Below are 15,540 nucleotides of genomic sequence, written 5' to 3' on the forward strand. Positions count from 1 at the left end.
TGTCCCAGATTCCGACAAATGAAAGCCCTTACGCATTCTTATTAAATCATTCGCAGGAAGTCAATTATCTCCTGCAAGCGGATGGGAAAAAACATAAGTTCGGCCTGCAAAGGGAGCTGCTTTGCACGGAAAACGTTCCGGCTGCCCCGGAAGGACAACCTCGGAATGCGCATAGCAGCATGGTAAACGATCCTCGGCTCGAGACCGTGCCTACGCCTTCAATCTCTCGCGCTCAGAGACGCTTCGAATTGCCCAAGGCTTTGGAATCGCCGGATGTCGACTCCGTTGTCGCGCAGATGGCTTTCCAATTGCGCGCTCAATCGCTCCGCGCCTTCCCGCAACCGCGATAAATCATTCGGGTCAAGCAGCGCGACGAGATCCGGAAGCCCCGCTTGCCGGTAGACGGCCTGATAATCGGCGTTGATCGCCAGCTCGCTCGGCCACTGCCCCGTCTCGGCGAAATGCAGGAAGCGGGCAATTTCAACCTGCGCATGGATGACGAAATAATAGGCCGTGTCGTAATCATTCGTCTCGCAGGCCGTCACGATTTTGTCCAAGACCCCTTTTTCTTCTTCATAGAAGCCTTTCATTCGGTCCGGGTACGAAGGCTCGCCGGCATGCTTTCTTTGCTCAGCCAACACCGACTCCAAGGTATCCGCCGCCAACTGCTCGCAAGCCTGCAGGATGTCGCCGGTCGTGCATCCGCGCATGATCGCATGCATATGCGCCTCCAACCGATTCGGTCTTATGGGGAGCCGCAGTAATTGATCCATGTTTTTGCCGAAACCCTTGGCGTAATAGGTTTGATTCAAGAGAGCGAGACTTTCCAGCGCGCATGTCAATATCCGCTGCGCTTCCGTTCGATAGTAGGCAAGCCCTTCCGAGTCCCCCGCGCGGATTAACTTGTACAAATGCACGTATGCGCCGCGCAGCCGCGACTCCGCCATGTCCGCGAATTGACGCGCGTATTCAGGTTCCCGCAGGGAGGCGATTCCATTCCGCAGCCGCAGGAATCGTTCGCGGTCTTCGTCCGAGCGGGCATGCAGCAGTCGGCATTCCGCGATAATCGACGTCGTCGGTTCTTGAAACGAAGCCATCCGCTCCGCCCGATCCCAGCTGATCGGCCAGAAGTCGAAGCTGATGTCGTCCACGATGAATTGCAAGCTAGCGTCATACCCGGCAGACGTCGCCGGAATAAAAAAGAAATCCAAATCGGAGCGCCTCGTGGCCGTCCCATGCGCATAGGACCCGTAATAAGCGACGATCGCGACGTCATCCGCATAGGCGTTCTTGATTCGCTCGACGAGCAGATCGGCAACATCAAATACGTTCGGCAACTTCCCGCCCCCCTTTCTCCTGCTAAATCTTTCCTTATCATAGCAGACGCGACGGGCGCCATGGGAACTATAAACATACGTCCCCGTCCGGATGACAGCGTCCCGGTCGCGTCCCGGTCGCGGCACTCGCGCCATCGCGAAAAAGCCGCCGATACGATCTCGGCGGCCAAGCGGCTTCATGCAGCGTTAACGATTCACGACGCTCCGCGGGCTTTCGCCGCGAGCTTCAAAGCAGGCCATCTTCATGCATCCCGTTGCTCGACGCTGCCCGGACAGTCGGTTCAGCCCTGGCCGGTCCAATCGGCGGCAGCCCTTGCCTGCCACCGCGCGCGGATCGCCTCGAACTGCTCACTTGTCAGTAGTCCCTGCTCCAAGAGACGGGCATTCTCGTGCCATCGGTCCGGATTGGCCGTGCCGACGATTGCGGCATGCACGCCGGGGATAGACAACGTGAAGCGCAGCGCCATGCCGATCGATTCGCTTAAGCCGGCGCTCAGAAAATCATACTCCAGCGTCTGCAGCCGTTCCCAATACGTATGGTGGTACCCGGATAGCGGCTTGCTCCCCGTCTTCCACGCGGCGTTCGCGACCGGGCGTTTGGCGACGACGCCCATCCCTTGCGCCTGCGCTTCCGGGATCGTCAGCGTGACGGCCTCCTGGTCGGCGATGTTCACGGACGTCTCGAGCGAGTCGAAAGCGCCGCTTTGAACCGCGTATTGCGCAGCCTTGTGGTCGCCGCTGTATCCGATAAACCGCGTCTTGCCCTTCTCTTTCGCCCGCTTCAGCACGTCGATTACATCGCCTTGGCGCAGCAGCGCCTCGGAGCAGCCATGCAGATGCACGACGTCGACGTAATCCGTCCGCAGCCGCTTCAAGCTGCGATCGATGCTGGCTTCGAGCATCGAGATGTCCCAATCCGCTTGGTCGAAGCCGGAGGCGTGACCGCACTTGGTGAACAGGTAATAGTCGTCGCGGCGATGCGCTGCCGACCTGCCGATCAGCTCCTCGCTGATCGCGTAGCATTCCGCCGTATCGATCACGTTCAACCCGGCGTCGAGCGCGCTGCCGAGCAGCTTGTCCGCCTGTTCCGGCGTCGTTCCCTCGAAGCCGATCTCCGCCCCGCCGAAGCCGAGTATGCTTACGTTCATCCCCGTATTTCCGTACAATCGTTTCTCCATCGCGCTGTCAGCCCCGCTTTCGTCGCTAATGTCCTCATCTCCATTATAAGACGCGCCTTCTCCGCTCGAAAGACGTGAAAATATGATCAGCTTCTATCCTCGCGTATAGTTAGTTACGATCGCCCGTCAACGCGGTGCGGCGCAGAACAGGTATTTATATCCAGATCCGTCGCAAACTGCTGCCGAGATAAGCCTCGCCGCGCCGAAGCTCCAGCCTCCTGAAGTAATATGACTTTTGAATGTCAAGTTTAACGCGTATACTGGTTGCGAGGTGATACGCATGTCGGTGAACCGGCATTTCGAAATCATATACATGCTGTTGCATAAGAAAACGCTGACCGCCGCCGAGCTTGCGGAGCATTTCGAGGTGTCCGCGCGGACCATCTATCGGGATATCGACATGCTGAGCGCGGCCGGAATCCCGGTCTACGGCAGCAGGGGCAAAGGAGGCGGAATCTCGCTCATGGACGGGTACGTATTCAATTCCTCGCTGCTGTCCGAGCGCGAGCAAGACGATATTCTGATCGCCCTCCAAAGCTTGACCGCCGCGAAATTCCCCGAAATCGAGGAGGTCCTGGGCAAGCTCAGCCGCTTGTTCAAGAAAGAAACGAACAACTGGATCGAGGTGGACTTTTCCCCGTGGGGAAGCGAGGAAATCCAGCGGCGCCTCTTTCCGCTCCTGCGCGGCGCGATCGTGACGAACCGGATCATCCGGTTCCGTTATTACAATTCCTACGGCAAACAGAGCGAGCGAAGCGTGGAGCCGGCCAGCCTGCTGTTCAAGGGCAAATCCTGGTACTTGACGGGGCATTGCCTCGCAAGCGACGGGCCGCGCATCTTCAAGATCGGCCGGATGAAGGACATCGTCGTCACCGACGAACGCTTCGAGCCCCGACCGGCGGTTCCGCTCGCGGAGGCGGAAGACAATATCATGGAGGATGCCATCGAAGTGACGCTGCGCATTGCCGCCGAAGGCGCATACCGGGTCTACGACGAGTTCGCCGAAGAGACGATCACGCGCAACGCGGACGGTTCCTTCGGCATCAAGGCCGCATTTCCGGCGGGAAGCTGGCTCGAGAGCTACGTGCTGTCGTTCGGCACGCTGCTGGAAGACGTCGGTCCGCCGCGGCTGCGCGCGCGCATCCTATCCAATCTGGACGCGATCCGCGCCGCGCTGGAGCCTTCCGTCCCGTAAGCCAAGCTCTTTTCCCGCGCGCGGCCGTTAACGCTCCCGCGCGCTTTCCGCCTCGCGCGTTCAGCCCGCCTGTTCTTCTTCAAGCGACCTCAGCCGTCTGAGCGACGGAAACATCAGCATCCACAGCCCCGCCACCACGATGGTGCCGACGCCGCCGATGAAGGCCGCGGGCACGGCGCCCAGCCAGCCGGCCATCGTGCCCGACTCGAATTCGCCCAGCTGGTTGGACGTCCCGATAAAGAGCGAGTTGACCGCGTTCACGCGGCCTCTCATCTCGTCCGGCGTCTGCAGCTGCACGAGCGACGAACGAATGACCACGCTGATCACGTCCGAGGCGCCGATGAACAGCAGCGCGACCAATGACAGGATCAGGCTCGTCGAGACCGCGAAGAGCATCGTCGCCAGGCCGAATACCGCCAGCGAGCCGAACAATATCGGGCCGAGCGCCCTCCGGAGCGGCACGTAGACGAGCACGATCGACATGAGCAGCGCGCCGACCGCCGGCGCGGTCCGCATGACGCCGAGCCCCCATGCGCCGGTGCGCAGGATATCCTGCGCGAAGATCGGCAGGAGCGCCGTAGCCCCACCCAGCAGGACGGCGAACAGATCCAGCGAGATGGTGCCCAGGATGACCGGATGCCGCCTGACGAAGACCAGGCCCGAGAAAATCGAGCGCGCGGTCAGCGGCTCCAGCTTCCTGACGGTCCGCTCCATGCGGATCAGAATCGTCAGGATAGCGGCGGCCAGCAGCGCCGCGGCCGCCGTCAAATAGACGTAGACGGGTCCGACCGAGATCAGCACGCCGCCTAGCGTCGGGCCCAGGATTTGCGAGGTTTGCCCGGCCGAGGTCGTCCAGGCGATCGCCCGCTGCATCCATTCCTTCGGCACCAGCATCGGCAGCAGCGCGGACGAAGAAGGGCCTTCGAAAGCCCGGCATGCGCCGAGAATCGCCGCCGCCAGCAGGATTTCCTCGCGCCCGAGCCAATCGGCCATGTTGCCGACGAGCAGCAGCACGGCGATCCCGCTTTCGATGATTTGACAAATGAAAACGATTTTGCGGCGGTCGAAGCGGTCCGCGACATGGCCGACGACCAACGTCAGCAGCAGCATCGGCAGGAACTGCGCGAGTCCCACGAGACCGAGGCTGTAGGCGTCATGCGTCAGCGCGTACATCTGCCAGCCGATCGCGACCGAGATCATTTGAAACGACGTGAACGACAGCGTGCGGGAAATCCAGAATTTCGTGAAGGAAGATTGCTTAAGAAGGGATTCATCGGCTTGCATGATGCGGCGTACGCCTCTTTTCTTTTCGAATTTGCGATAATGAAACTGCAGCATGGTAGGGTCCGCCCGGCGATGGACGCCGCGATAATTCAGTTGCATTATATCATCCTAACGCCCGCTAGGGCATACCCGGCCGTGAAAAAAGGCTGTCTCGGCAGCCTCAATTGATCGGCTTACGGACATCGCTCGCCCTCGGCATCCGCCATCATTGAACGGGGCGAAGCAAGTTGCCGAACCTGCGGACAGGCGGCTGCCGTAGCGGCTCCTCTCCCATTGCGCCAAGGCGCAAACGGCAAGACAGCCCTCTTCGGATTGAAGGGGCTGTCTTGCTGTTTGCGGGCGAGCGGAGCTCGGTCTACCGGCTACTTCGGCTTGGCGCTCCACGGCATGTCTACATTGCCGAAACCTTCGGCGCCCCGGAGCTGCTTCTGCTTGACAAGCCCTGCTCGCTCCGCATAATCGTCCAACAGGCCGAAGACCGTAAATCGGTGAAGTCCGCCATTGAACGACGGTTCGTTACGGGCGTCGAGCCGGATCGGCCGAAGCGCGACGGATGCCTTGTTTGTCCAGGCGGCATGTTCGACGATCGGGACATCGAACTCCACATGTTCATTGAACCCGTCCGCGATGCCGATCACCGTCACGAAACTCATGGCCGTGGATGAGAACCGCGGATCGGCGGGAGTCCTGATTCGGCCGCGCCATTCCCCCTTGCGATCCGTCAAGCCGTTCGCGGCGATTCTCCCGTCGCGATCGATCATCAAGACGCGTGCATTAGGCAGCCGTTCATTGGGTGCGACGCCGTTACGATCAGACGATACGATAACGGATACCCGTGCTTCAAACCGGTCTTCCGCCGGCAGCGCTTCGGCGCATGCATCCGAAGACAACAGCATAGCAAGCGCGGCCAGGGCGGTTCCGGTCCATCGGAGGGGCAATTCATCACCTTCTTCGCCCAGGAATGTAGAGGTGCGCAGATACGACGGTTCACGTTCCGCGACTTCCGCTCTCAAGGAGCTGCGGAGAACGCCGCATACGCAAAACGCAGCCAGCCATCGGCCAACTGCGTTATAGCATTCCCTTTCGTTCGGCCGTTGTTGCAGCGTGCCGGCTAGTCGTTTCGGCTGCGTACAGCGTGCATTATGTCCCCGCCGTCGGCGCCGAAGCGACCGTCACGTTGACGGTCCGGCTGACGCCGTCCCAGACGACCGGCAGACGAAAAGCGGCCGTCACCGCCCGTATCGGCACGTAGGCGGTTCCATCGCGGACGATCGGCTGCAAGTCCGCCGCCGCCTTCTTCCCGTCGATCCACAGCGCCGCGCCTCCTTTGGAAGCTCCCGTCACCGCCGAGGGCTTCGTGCGGATCAGGATGCAGCCGGTTTTCGCGTCCCAGGCGACCGGCTGGCCCGTCAGCTTCGCGATGGCGCGAACCGGCACGAGCACATGGCCCGCGGCCGTGATCGGCGCCGGCGCGGGATCGGCTGCCGGCACGCCGTTCACCGACAGGAGCAAGCGGCTCGCGGGCGCGAGCTCGACGAAAGTCGAGCCTCCCCTGCCCCCGAAGCTGCCCGATACGATCAACCTGCCTCGTCCCGTTGGGATCGGCTTCAAGGTCCCGTCGGACGCTCGGCCGTAAGCCGGCATGGCGAAATTCACGTCATAGCGGCCGTACTTCGACGTTCCGGCAAAGACGACCAGCGACGGATCCGTGCCGGAATCGCCGTCGACGATCGGCGCCCACGATACGGTCAGCGGCGCCGATTTGCCGGTATCCCCGTTGTTCCCTTTGAAATGCAGCGTATCCCCGAAATGCGCCGGATCGGAAACGACGGACAATGCGGTCGGCAAAACCTGCAGCCCCCGAAAATCGCGAACGGCCTGAAGGTCGGTCAGCACGGTCGTCGTCCCGCCGCCTTCGTAACCGAGGGCGAGGCCGCCGGCAACCTCATGAATCGCCACGCCGTCGCCTGCCTTGAAGCTGACTTCCATCCCGTGAAAGAACGTTTCGACCGAATGGACGGGAAACGTCTGCTCGACGCCGGCGGCGGCGAATTTCTTAAGCAGGCCGCATACGATGCCGATGGCGTCCCGGTCTTCCTCGTTCTCGCCGATCAGCGGAAGAAACATGACATCCCCTTCCTGCATATTTACCATCGCAACGGTCTCGGGCGAACAACCCGATGCCATCTCGCCGATGCTTCGCGGCTTCGGTATCGCGTTCCGTTCCTCCTCGTAGGACGGCCGCTCGTACGTCAACACCGGGCTTGCGTTCTTGCTTCCGAACGGGCTCGCATAGAAGAAGTTCAGCACGCCGTGCCCCATGTCTCCGCCGTACGTCAGCGTATCGCCGGGATATGGTTCCGTATTCCCGCGGGCGTAAGCCAAGTCCTTGCCGGTCAACAGCTTATCGGCCAGCGTGACGACCGTATGGTCCTTCAAGTCGATCAGCGTCAGCAAGCCGGTCCGGTTCGGCCGGACCTCCAGGTAATCCTCCCCGACGGCAAGCACGGCATAGACGTCGTCCGCACCGGTAAGCGCGGGCAGGTCGTAGGTCTTCGACTCTTTCCCTTGGTTGTCGTACACGGTCACGATTCTGCCGTCCGTGAGCACCGTATACTCGATCCAACCGTTCGGATCATAGATTTGGTAGTACGAAACGTTTTGCTCGTAACGTCCGTCGTAGCTGGCTTTCTTCTGCGCGATAATCCGGTTGTCGTGAATAAGCAGGGCATAGGCGTCATGCCGCATGCGAGATTCCCCATAGTTGTCCACGACGGTCAGCACGGTATTCCCGCCTTGCTTGGAACCGCCTTGAAAAGCGATCTCCCCCTGCAAGGCCGCATCCAGCTTGCCGACGCGGATCGCGGGCGACTGTTCGTCGCGGGCCATGTAGAGATCCCCGGTCATACGATTCAGCCATAAGGTGCTCCATGGGTTCGGTATCACGAAATCGTCCGAGCGCGCAATGCTCACCGTCTTGGTCGCGCCATCCCACTTCACGTCCGCGCCGGCCGCTTCCGAGAAAAAGCGCAGCGGAACGAATATTCGTCCGTCCACCATCCGAAGCGGCGCCGACAACGGGAACGACGATCCGTTGACGACGGCTTTCATCGAGCCGAACGTCAACGTCACCTCAAGCTCGGGATAATGCATCGTCACGGTTTTGGCGGATGCGTTCCACGACACCAAGGTGCCGAGCAATCCCCCGATATCGCGCACGGGCAAGTACACGCTGCCGTTATCGACGAACGGGGCGGAAGCAAGCTTGAACTCGCCGCCGTTCAGGGTCACCTTGATGCCGTCCGAGACGGGAGAAAGGCTAGCTCCTGGTGTTCCCGGAGCTCCCGGTGCTCCTGCCGCCCCGGCGGCAAGCGGAACCGACAGGGTTAACGACGCCGCAAGCGCAGCGGCGGTAAGAAAGGAATACAGTCGTGATAGGCGAAGCATAGGTACGGCCTCCAGTCCGAATGGAAATGATTTCACGAACCATTAGACGGCCCGGCATGAGAAATGTTGCGGTATTTTCCATAATTCGGAAGGTTTCGCCGCAGGCCGATTTCCGCGGAGCCCTGCCAAACCGGCGATCCGAGTCGTTTACGGTTTCTCAATGGTTCCCCCATAGAGACCGTGCTACACTATTGGAAAACCCGAAGGAGGATCAACATGACTTCCATTCCCTATCCCGAAACCAGCTCGTACCCCCTCAGATCCGGCAATGCCGTCCGTCCGCTGATCGACAGCGGTCCCGCCTTCCGGCGGATGTGCGAGGCGGTCGAAGCAGCCGCGTCCAGCGTATGGATCTCGATCACGTTCTTCGCGACGGATTTCCGATTGCCGGACGATCGCGGCACGCTGTTCGACGTCTTGGACCGCGCTGTCGCGCGCGGACTCGACGTTCGAATCATCTTCTGGCGTCCCAACCCGGAGAGCAGCGGCTACGGCCAGACCTTCTCGGGATCGCCCGCAGACCGCGAGCTGCTCGCCGCGCGCGGCTCGCGGTTCCGCGCCCGATGGGATCGCGCGCACGGCCGCTATTGCCAGCATCAGAAGATCTGGCTGATCGATGCCGGGCAGCCATCCGAGACGGCATTCGTCGGCGGGATCAACCCGACCTTCAAATCCGTCGAGCCCGGACACCGCGGCGAGGGCCATCGCCACGACAGCTATGTCGAAGTGACCGGTCCTTCCGCGACCGACGTGCACCATAATTTCGTCCAGCGTTGGAACGAAGCCAGCGAAAGGCACGAGGCGGACGGCGCATGGGTCCAAGGCGAAGACGAGGATCTTCCGTTCCCCGCTCGCGTCTCCGCTCCGCGCGGAGACAGCCTCGTCCAAATGCAGCGGAACGTGCATCCCGAACGGTACGCCCATGATTTCCCCACGCCCGGCGGGGAGCCGTATCCGATCGCCGAAGGCGAACGAACGATACTGGAGCAGTACAAGCTGGCCATCGATGCCGCGCGCAGCTCGATCTATATCGAGAATCAAGCGCTTCCGGTTCCGGAGATCGCCGAACGGCTGGAGGAAGCGCTGAAGCGCGGCGTGGATGTCGTGCTCCTCGTGCCGGCTGAACCCGAGTCCCATGTGCGCGAGCGCCGCCGGCAGCCGGGCGGAACCGACTTCTTCGCCCGCCTCGAGGCGTTGGGCCGCTATGAGCATTTTACGCTCGTCGGCATCGCGGGTCCGAATGCGAGGGGAACGCGCAGCAGCATCTACGTCCATGCCAAGATGATGCTGGTGGACGACGAATGGGCGACCATCGGCTCCTGCAATCTTCACTCGAATTCGTTGTACGGCCATACGGAGATGAACGCTTCGATCTGGGATCCTGCCGTCGTCCGTTCGCTGCGCCGCGAGCTGCTGTCGGAGCATCTGGATACCGATACCGAGGCGCTGAACGACCGCGAATCTTTCCGGCTCTACCGGAGGATCGCGCGAGAGAACCGGCTCCGGGGAGCGCGCGGGGATTATGCGTGGACAGGCCTGACGATTATGCTGGACCCTGCCGAATACGGCGGACAACTGCCGTTCTAGTCCCATTTCAGCGCGCGAAGGCTGCCGGATCTTCTCCGGCAGCCTTCGCGTAATTCGGGACGACCGTTCGGAATCGACGTAGCGATGCGCTCTTGTCCGCTTCTTCTCTACTTTCTGTTCTTCCTTTCGCTAAGGTGCAAACGGCCTTCCGGGGCCCAAGAGGAAATTGCGCCATTCATCGCGAATACCCCGTAATGGTTCAATCGATTGCGGTACAACCGATGCGGCAATCCATCATCCATTCGGGGGATAGCGACATGCATGCCTTTTTCGATTCCGAGCTTTCGGGCTCGCGGTTCCAAGCCTATTCGTCGTCGCATATCGCCATGATCGCGGTGTTGATCGCGCTGGCCGCGATGCTGTATCGATTCAAATCCGCCATTGCGAACCATCGGCGGATACGGTCTGCCATCCGCATGATCCTCCTTCTGGGGCTCGTCGTCCCCGAGGCGGGCTTGTTGTACTGGTACGCCGTCGAAGGCCTGTGGAACGTCCGATACACGCTGCCCCTCGAGCTTTGCAGCATTACGCAGCTCCTTGCCGTCGCGATGCTGCTGACGCGAAGCCGCCTGTTGTATCCGATCGTGTTTTTCGCCGGCATCGGCGGGGCGCTGCAGGCGATGCTCACGCCCGATCTGATCTATCCGTTTCCGCATTTCCGGTTCTTCCACTTCTTCATCGTGCATAGCGCGATCATCCTGGCCTCGCTCTACATGACGTGGATCGAACGATTCCGCCCCGCTTGGAAATCCATCGGCGTCGTCATGATTTTTTTGAACGTGCTCGTCATCGTCGTGGGCGGACTGGATTATTGGCTCGACGCCAATTACATGTTCCTGAGGCGCAAGCCCGAGGCCGCTTCGTTGCTGAGTCTGTTGGGGCCGTACCCTTACTATCTGGCCGTGGAAGAATTGATCGCGCTGGCTATCTTCACGCTCATGTACCTGCCGTTCATTCGCCGGAAGCAACCCTGACGCCCGCGCGCGTTCCTAAGCGGAATGCGCTTGACTTGGAGTGAACTCCAAGTTGTATCGTGATCGTTAGGCAAGCAACCATCACCTCCGGGAGGCGTATTCATGAGCACATTCAAAACGGTTTTGATCACGGGCGGCAACAAAGGCATCGGTCTTGAGACGGCCAGGCAATTGGGCAAACGGGGATTCGCGATTTTACTCGGTTCGCGAGATGAAGCCAGAGGACGGGAAGCCGCGGCTGCCCTGACGGCAGAGAACATCGATGCAACGGCGATCGTCCTCGACGTAACGAACTCGGATACCATTCAATCCGCAGCAAAACAAATCGAAGATCGGTACGGCGCGCTCGACGTGCTGATTAACAACGCCGGCGTTAGCTTGGATAAGGGGCTGTCTCCCAGCCAGTTGGAGTTGACCGTGCTCAGGCAGACGTTCGAGACCAACGTGTTCGGCATGTTTTCCGTCACGAAGGCCATGCTGCCTTTGATTCGAAAATCGCCCGCCGGCAGAATCGTAAACCTTTCAAGCGGCTTGGCTTCCTTGACGCTGAATAACGATCCGGCATCCGATGCCGAGAAGTTCGGCGTCAACCTGCTCGGGTACATGAGTTCGAAAACGGCCGTCAACGCGCTGACGGTCTTGTTTGCCAAAGAGTTAAAGGATTCGGCGATCAAAATCAATGCAGCCGATCCAGGCTACACGGCCACGGATTTGAATCGGCATACGGGTTATCGCACGGTTGAACAAGGCGCTTCGATCGTCGTGAACCTCGCCACCCTTCCGGACGATGGTCCGACCGGCGGTTTCTTTGACGAAAACGGCGCGCTGCCGTGGTAATACATCGGGAGGTGCAGCAACTTGATCGACATTCCGGAATCCGTCGGCTCCATTAAACAAGCGGCCGAAGTCACGGGTCTGTCCGAAGACACGATCCGCTATTACGAGAAAATCGGCCTGCTTCCGTATGCCGACCGCAAAGCGAACGGACACCGGACGTACAGCAAACCGCAACTGCTGAGCATGATCTTCCTGACCCGGCTCAAAGCAACCGGAATGACGCTTGCGGAAATGGAGCATTTCCGCAAGCTTGCCGATAGCGGCGAAGCTTCAATCCCGCAGCGGATTTCCTTGCTGACCGAGCACAAGCGCAAAATCCGGCACGAAATCGACCGATTACTGGAGACGCAACGGATTATCGATTACAAAATCGACCACTACAACGAGGTCCTTGTCGATCCGGACTTGAACAACTCGGCCTGCGACCCCGCGGAATAATCATGAACAACAAGCTCCGAGTCGGCTTGAATGGCTATCCCCATTCACCGGTTCGGATTTTTCGTGTTGGAGGCTTCCGTTCCAACGCGTCGCCTTCTATCATTCAAATTCCCGATCGTTATTATAGAAAAACATGTATTGATCTATCATTCTCGCATTGCCTACAATGTAGCTATCCAATCCGACTCGATAAGGAGGCTCAAACCGATGGAAACAAGACCCCTCGCCCGCACGAACCGCATTCAACGATCCGAAGGAACGACGACCGGACTTCCCGTTGCGCCGGCATCGTTCTTCGCCATGACCCTCGGCTTGGCCGAGACGGGGAACGCGCTTCGCTTCGCGCACGACGTCTGGCAGGTGCCGAGTCTGTTGGGAGAGCTGCTGGAATTATTGGCGCTGCTCTCCTTCATAGGGTGGGGAGGGCTGTATATCCACAAATGGATCCAGCACCGATCGGCTGCCGTGCAAGAATGGCGCGATCCCGTCCAGGCTTCCTTTATCGCCTTGATTCCCGAATCCCTGATCCTGCTGGCCTCCGCGTTCCTGCCGTACCAGGCCGCATTCGCGCACGCGCTCTTCTGGACAGGCTCCGCGGCTAATCTGGGCTACGCCGCAATGCGATTCTCGCGCATGTGGTCGATTCAGCGCCAGCCCGCGCAGGTTACCCCATCCTTGTTCCTGACTTATACGGCCAGCGTGCTGGTCAATGCCTTGATCGCTGGCCAATTGGGCTATTCCACGTACGGCTGGATGGTTTTCGGTATCGGCGCGTTGTCCTGGCTCATCTTGGACTCGGTACTCCTGCAGCAGCTCGTAACCGGGGGCTTGGATGCGAAAACCCGGAATTTCATGGGCATCTATATGGCTCCGTCCGCCATCGTCCTCGTGGCCTATCAGGTGCTGAGCGGACAATCGTCGAACTTCGTCACCTATGCGCTGGCCGGGTATGCGCTGTTCCTCACGGTCTCGTTGACCCTGTCTTACCCCTGGCTCAGACAACAGGCATTCGCGCCGGGCTATTGGGCGTATACGTTCGGGATCGCCACGGTCGCGCAGGGATTTTTGCTTATGGCACGGGAACGATCGGAGGCGTTTGCGATCGTCGCCGCGATCCTGCTGATCGGCTCGCTGCTGCTGACGTTGATCGTGGCTGCCGGCACCGTCCGGTTGTTCTTCAGAGGCAAGTACTTTCCGCCCGCTCCCGTTCCGAAGAAAGCATGACCGGTTAAGAACGACCGCAAGACGCACGAAACAGAGCCGCCTGCGATCAGGCGGCTCTGTCTCGTTTATCGCCGGTTTCCCGTCCGTTCATTTGAAATAATAATAATAATTGCCGCCGTAACGCTGTTTGACGATTTCGTCGCTGTCGGTTTGAACGAGGTTCGCGGTCTGCTTAAAGTAGCCGTATTCATCCAAGTTCCGTATGTACGCAAAGCAAAAATTCCTGATTTTTTCCGTCGTACCGTTCGCGTCGTTCTCGTCTTCGTGCCGAATCGTATCGTAAAAGACATAAATGCGCTCGCTGGAGACGTGCACCCTATATATCCAGCGGTCCGGAAACCGGTCCACGATCAATGCCTTCAGCTCGTCCGCGTTGCGGGTCAACAAGTTCTCTCTATACGCATCTTCAAACGAATGGCAAATCGGAAACAGCTGCTTCGTGTCGATATAAAGCTTGTCCGTGTCCTTCAGCTGCAAGCTCGCGTATTTGCGCGGGTGCCTGAGCAGCGGGAAGCTGTGGGGAACCCGATGGTCCGCCGCAAGCCGCAAAAAATGATGAAGCGCCTGCGTTTCCTGCGTCGACGATTGCCCGTTATACCGGACATTGAATCCGTTCTCCATCATCAAGCCGTACGTTTCGTTGTCATTGGCATAAATATCGAGCCGATTTACAAAATAAGGCCGATCGCCTTCGATCCGTTCATGAAGATACCCGCAGCACAGGATGTCGTAGCCGAAGGTTTCCTTCAAGAAGGACGTCATTTCCGCAAAAATAGGACGCTGCGCCTGAAGCCCGTCTTTGATCCGCTTCACGGACGCATACAAGCCAACATCGATAATCATCTACACCTCCTCCAGATCTGACGAATCCTGCCGGACAAGCAGCCCTTCATTAGACGCGCCGGCTTGGATTTTGTTCCTCTACCAGCTTAGCAGAGATTTTGGGCATATGGGATAAAAAATCGCATCCCGACGCGGCCGGCGATCAATAGGTCCAGCGGCAATCCTCCGGATTCTTGTCGAACAGAAAGCCCTTGAACCGCGTCGTCAGCAGCTGATGACGGTCGGTGCGATCCCGATATTCGATGCGGCAGCACAGCTTCGGCGTTATCCAGCGGACGAGACGGTCCGTCTTGTCCTGCAGCTGTTCGGCGATGGCGAGGAACGCGTGCTTCTCCAGGTCGGTGAATCCCGTCTCGACCGTGCCGACCGGTTTATAGCGGATCGTCCTGAAGTGAAGGCCGACGATGAGCGCGAATCGCGGTTCCGTTCTATACCCCAAGATGATGGCGTCGATCGTTTTGACATTCTTGATTTTGATCCACTCGCCGGAAACGATGCCGGTCCGATAGCGCGAATCCTGCCGTTTCGCCACGATCCCCTCCATATCCCGCTCGATCGTCCAGGCCTGCAGCGCTTTGCCATTTCCGTTTATGCAGGCCGTCGGCGCAATCGTATCCGACGGCGCCACGATGTCGGTCAATCTGGCTTTCCGGTCCGTCAAGGGTTCGTTCAGGTGATCGGCCGACGTATACAGCACGTCGAAAGCAATGAAGGTCGCCGGATGCGACCGGATTGCGGCGTTTATTTTGGAAGGATCGCCGATGCGCAAGCGATAGGCGAAATCATCGAAGGCCGGTTTGCCGCCGCGCAAGCATACGCCCTCGCAATCCAAGATCGCGGCAGGCGCCTTGATCGCTGCAACCGCTTTCCTTAATTCGGGAAACTTGTCCGTGACGACATGCCCGCTCCGGGTGTATGCCTCCAGCCGGTCCCCCTGCTTATGCAGCAGGATTCTCGCCCCGTCCCACTTGGGTTCGAATAGAAACGCCTCGTCGTCGAACGCCTTCATCCCCGTCGATAGTAGCATGGGCTTGATCGAAGTAAACAACATGGCCGGCTCGCCTCCTCTCGCGGTTACTGCAGTTCGGCTCTGTTTCAAGTATAACCTCGCCGGCGGAACGCGAAACCGCCTCTCAAGCGCGCGCGAAGAAGATGCAAAGCGTCCCGCCCCCGTCGAAGCGCCGCCGGAGCCGTTT

13 protein-coding genes are annotated in these 15,540 nt (G+C 59.6%); 6 read left to right on the forward strand and 7 right to left on the reverse strand.

All coding sequences use genetic code 11. The features are described from left to right. Positions 1-218 precede the first annotated feature (218 nt). Together AC50YL_RS00190 and AC50YL_RS00195 are read right to left on the reverse strand one after the other, a co-directional pair. On the reverse strand, positions 219-1,337 hold the full coding sequence (locus AC50YL_RS00190) for a kanamycin nucleotidyltransferase C-terminal domain-containing protein (RefSeq protein WP_494828352.1): 1,119 nt from the start codon (positions 1,335-1,337) through the stop codon (positions 219-221). A gap of 281 nt (positions 1,338-1,618) precedes the next feature. Continuing rightward, positions 1,619-2,515, reverse strand: a complete 897-nt coding sequence (locus tag AC50YL_RS00195) for an aldo/keto reductase (protein ID WP_494828353.1) — start codon at positions 2,513-2,515, stop codon at positions 1,619-1,621. 280 nt (positions 2,516-2,795) lie between these two features. Between AC50YL_RS00195 and AC50YL_RS00200 the strand changes: the two genes are divergently transcribed. Beyond that, positions 2,796-3,710 carry a helix-turn-helix transcriptional regulator gene (locus AC50YL_RS00200; RefSeq protein WP_494828355.1) on the forward strand — a complete coding sequence of 305 codons (915 nt, stop codon included), beginning with the start codon at positions 2,796-2,798 and terminating at the stop codon, positions 3,708-3,710. Between the two features lie 60 nt (positions 3,711-3,770). Here the strand turns inward: AC50YL_RS00200 and AC50YL_RS00205 are convergent, their stop codons facing one another. The 3 genes from AC50YL_RS00205 to AC50YL_RS00215 form a co-directional block, all read right to left on the reverse strand. Beyond that, positions 3,771-5,093, reverse strand: a complete 1,323-nt coding sequence (locus tag AC50YL_RS00205) for an MFS transporter (RefSeq protein ID WP_494828356.1) — start codon at positions 5,091-5,093, stop codon at positions 3,771-3,773. Between the two features lie 263 nt (positions 5,094-5,356). Continuing rightward, entirely contained in the window at positions 5,357-5,932 is a 576-nt protein-coding gene (locus tag AC50YL_RS00210; protein WP_494828357.1) for a hypothetical protein, read from the reverse strand. A 202-nt stretch (positions 5,933-6,134) separates the two neighbouring features. Further along, a complete protein-coding gene (locus tag AC50YL_RS00215; RefSeq protein WP_494828358.1) occupies positions 6,135-8,441 on the reverse strand; it encodes a copper amine oxidase N-terminal domain-containing protein in 2,307 nt (768 codons plus the stop codon). Positions 8,442-8,657: 216 nt separating this feature from the next. Between AC50YL_RS00215 and AC50YL_RS00220 the strand changes: the two genes are divergently transcribed. The 5 genes from AC50YL_RS00220 to AC50YL_RS00240 all read left to right on the forward strand — a co-directional run bounded on the left by AC50YL_RS00220 (position 8,658) and on the right by AC50YL_RS00240 (position 13,501). Next, a complete protein-coding gene (locus AC50YL_RS00220; protein WP_494828359.1) occupies positions 8,658-10,028 on the forward strand; it encodes a phospholipase D-like domain-containing protein in 1,371 nt (456 codons plus the stop codon). Between the two features lie 257 nt (positions 10,029-10,285). Further along, entirely contained in the window at positions 10,286-11,002 is a 717-nt protein-coding gene (locus AC50YL_RS00225) for a YwaF family protein (protein WP_494828361.1), read from the forward strand. 102 nt (positions 11,003-11,104) lie between these two features. Further along, entirely contained in the window at positions 11,105-11,839 is a 735-nt protein-coding gene (locus AC50YL_RS00230) for an SDR family oxidoreductase (protein ID WP_494828363.1), read from the forward strand. A gap of 21 nt (positions 11,840-11,860) precedes the next feature. Continuing rightward, the gene (locus AC50YL_RS00235) at positions 11,861-12,277 is read left to right on the forward strand and encodes a MerR family transcriptional regulator (RefSeq protein WP_494828365.1); all 417 of its coding nucleotides are present in this window, start codon (positions 11,861-11,863) and stop codon (positions 12,275-12,277) included. Between the two features lie 207 nt (positions 12,278-12,484). Further along, positions 12,485-13,501, forward strand: coding sequence for an SLAC1 family transporter (locus tag AC50YL_RS00240; RefSeq protein WP_494828367.1), 1,017 nt, complete (start codon positions 12,485-12,487; stop codon positions 13,499-13,501). 87 nt (positions 13,502-13,588) lie between these two features. Here AC50YL_RS00240 and AC50YL_RS00245 read toward each other — a convergent pair whose 3' ends face one another. Both AC50YL_RS00245 and AC50YL_RS00250 read right to left on the reverse strand, forming a co-directional pair. Further along, positions 13,589-14,344 (reverse strand): hypothetical protein, encoded by a 756-nt coding sequence (locus AC50YL_RS00245; RefSeq protein WP_494828369.1) that lies wholly within the window; start codon positions 14,342-14,344, stop codon positions 13,589-13,591. 142 nt (positions 14,345-14,486) lie between these two features. Then, positions 14,487-15,395, reverse strand: a complete 909-nt coding sequence (locus AC50YL_RS00250) for an ATP-dependent DNA ligase (RefSeq protein WP_494828370.1) — start codon at positions 15,393-15,395, stop codon at positions 14,487-14,489. Positions 15,396-15,540 lie beyond the last annotated feature (145 nt).

Source organism: Paenibacillus sp. J22P277 (assembly GCF_059383675.1).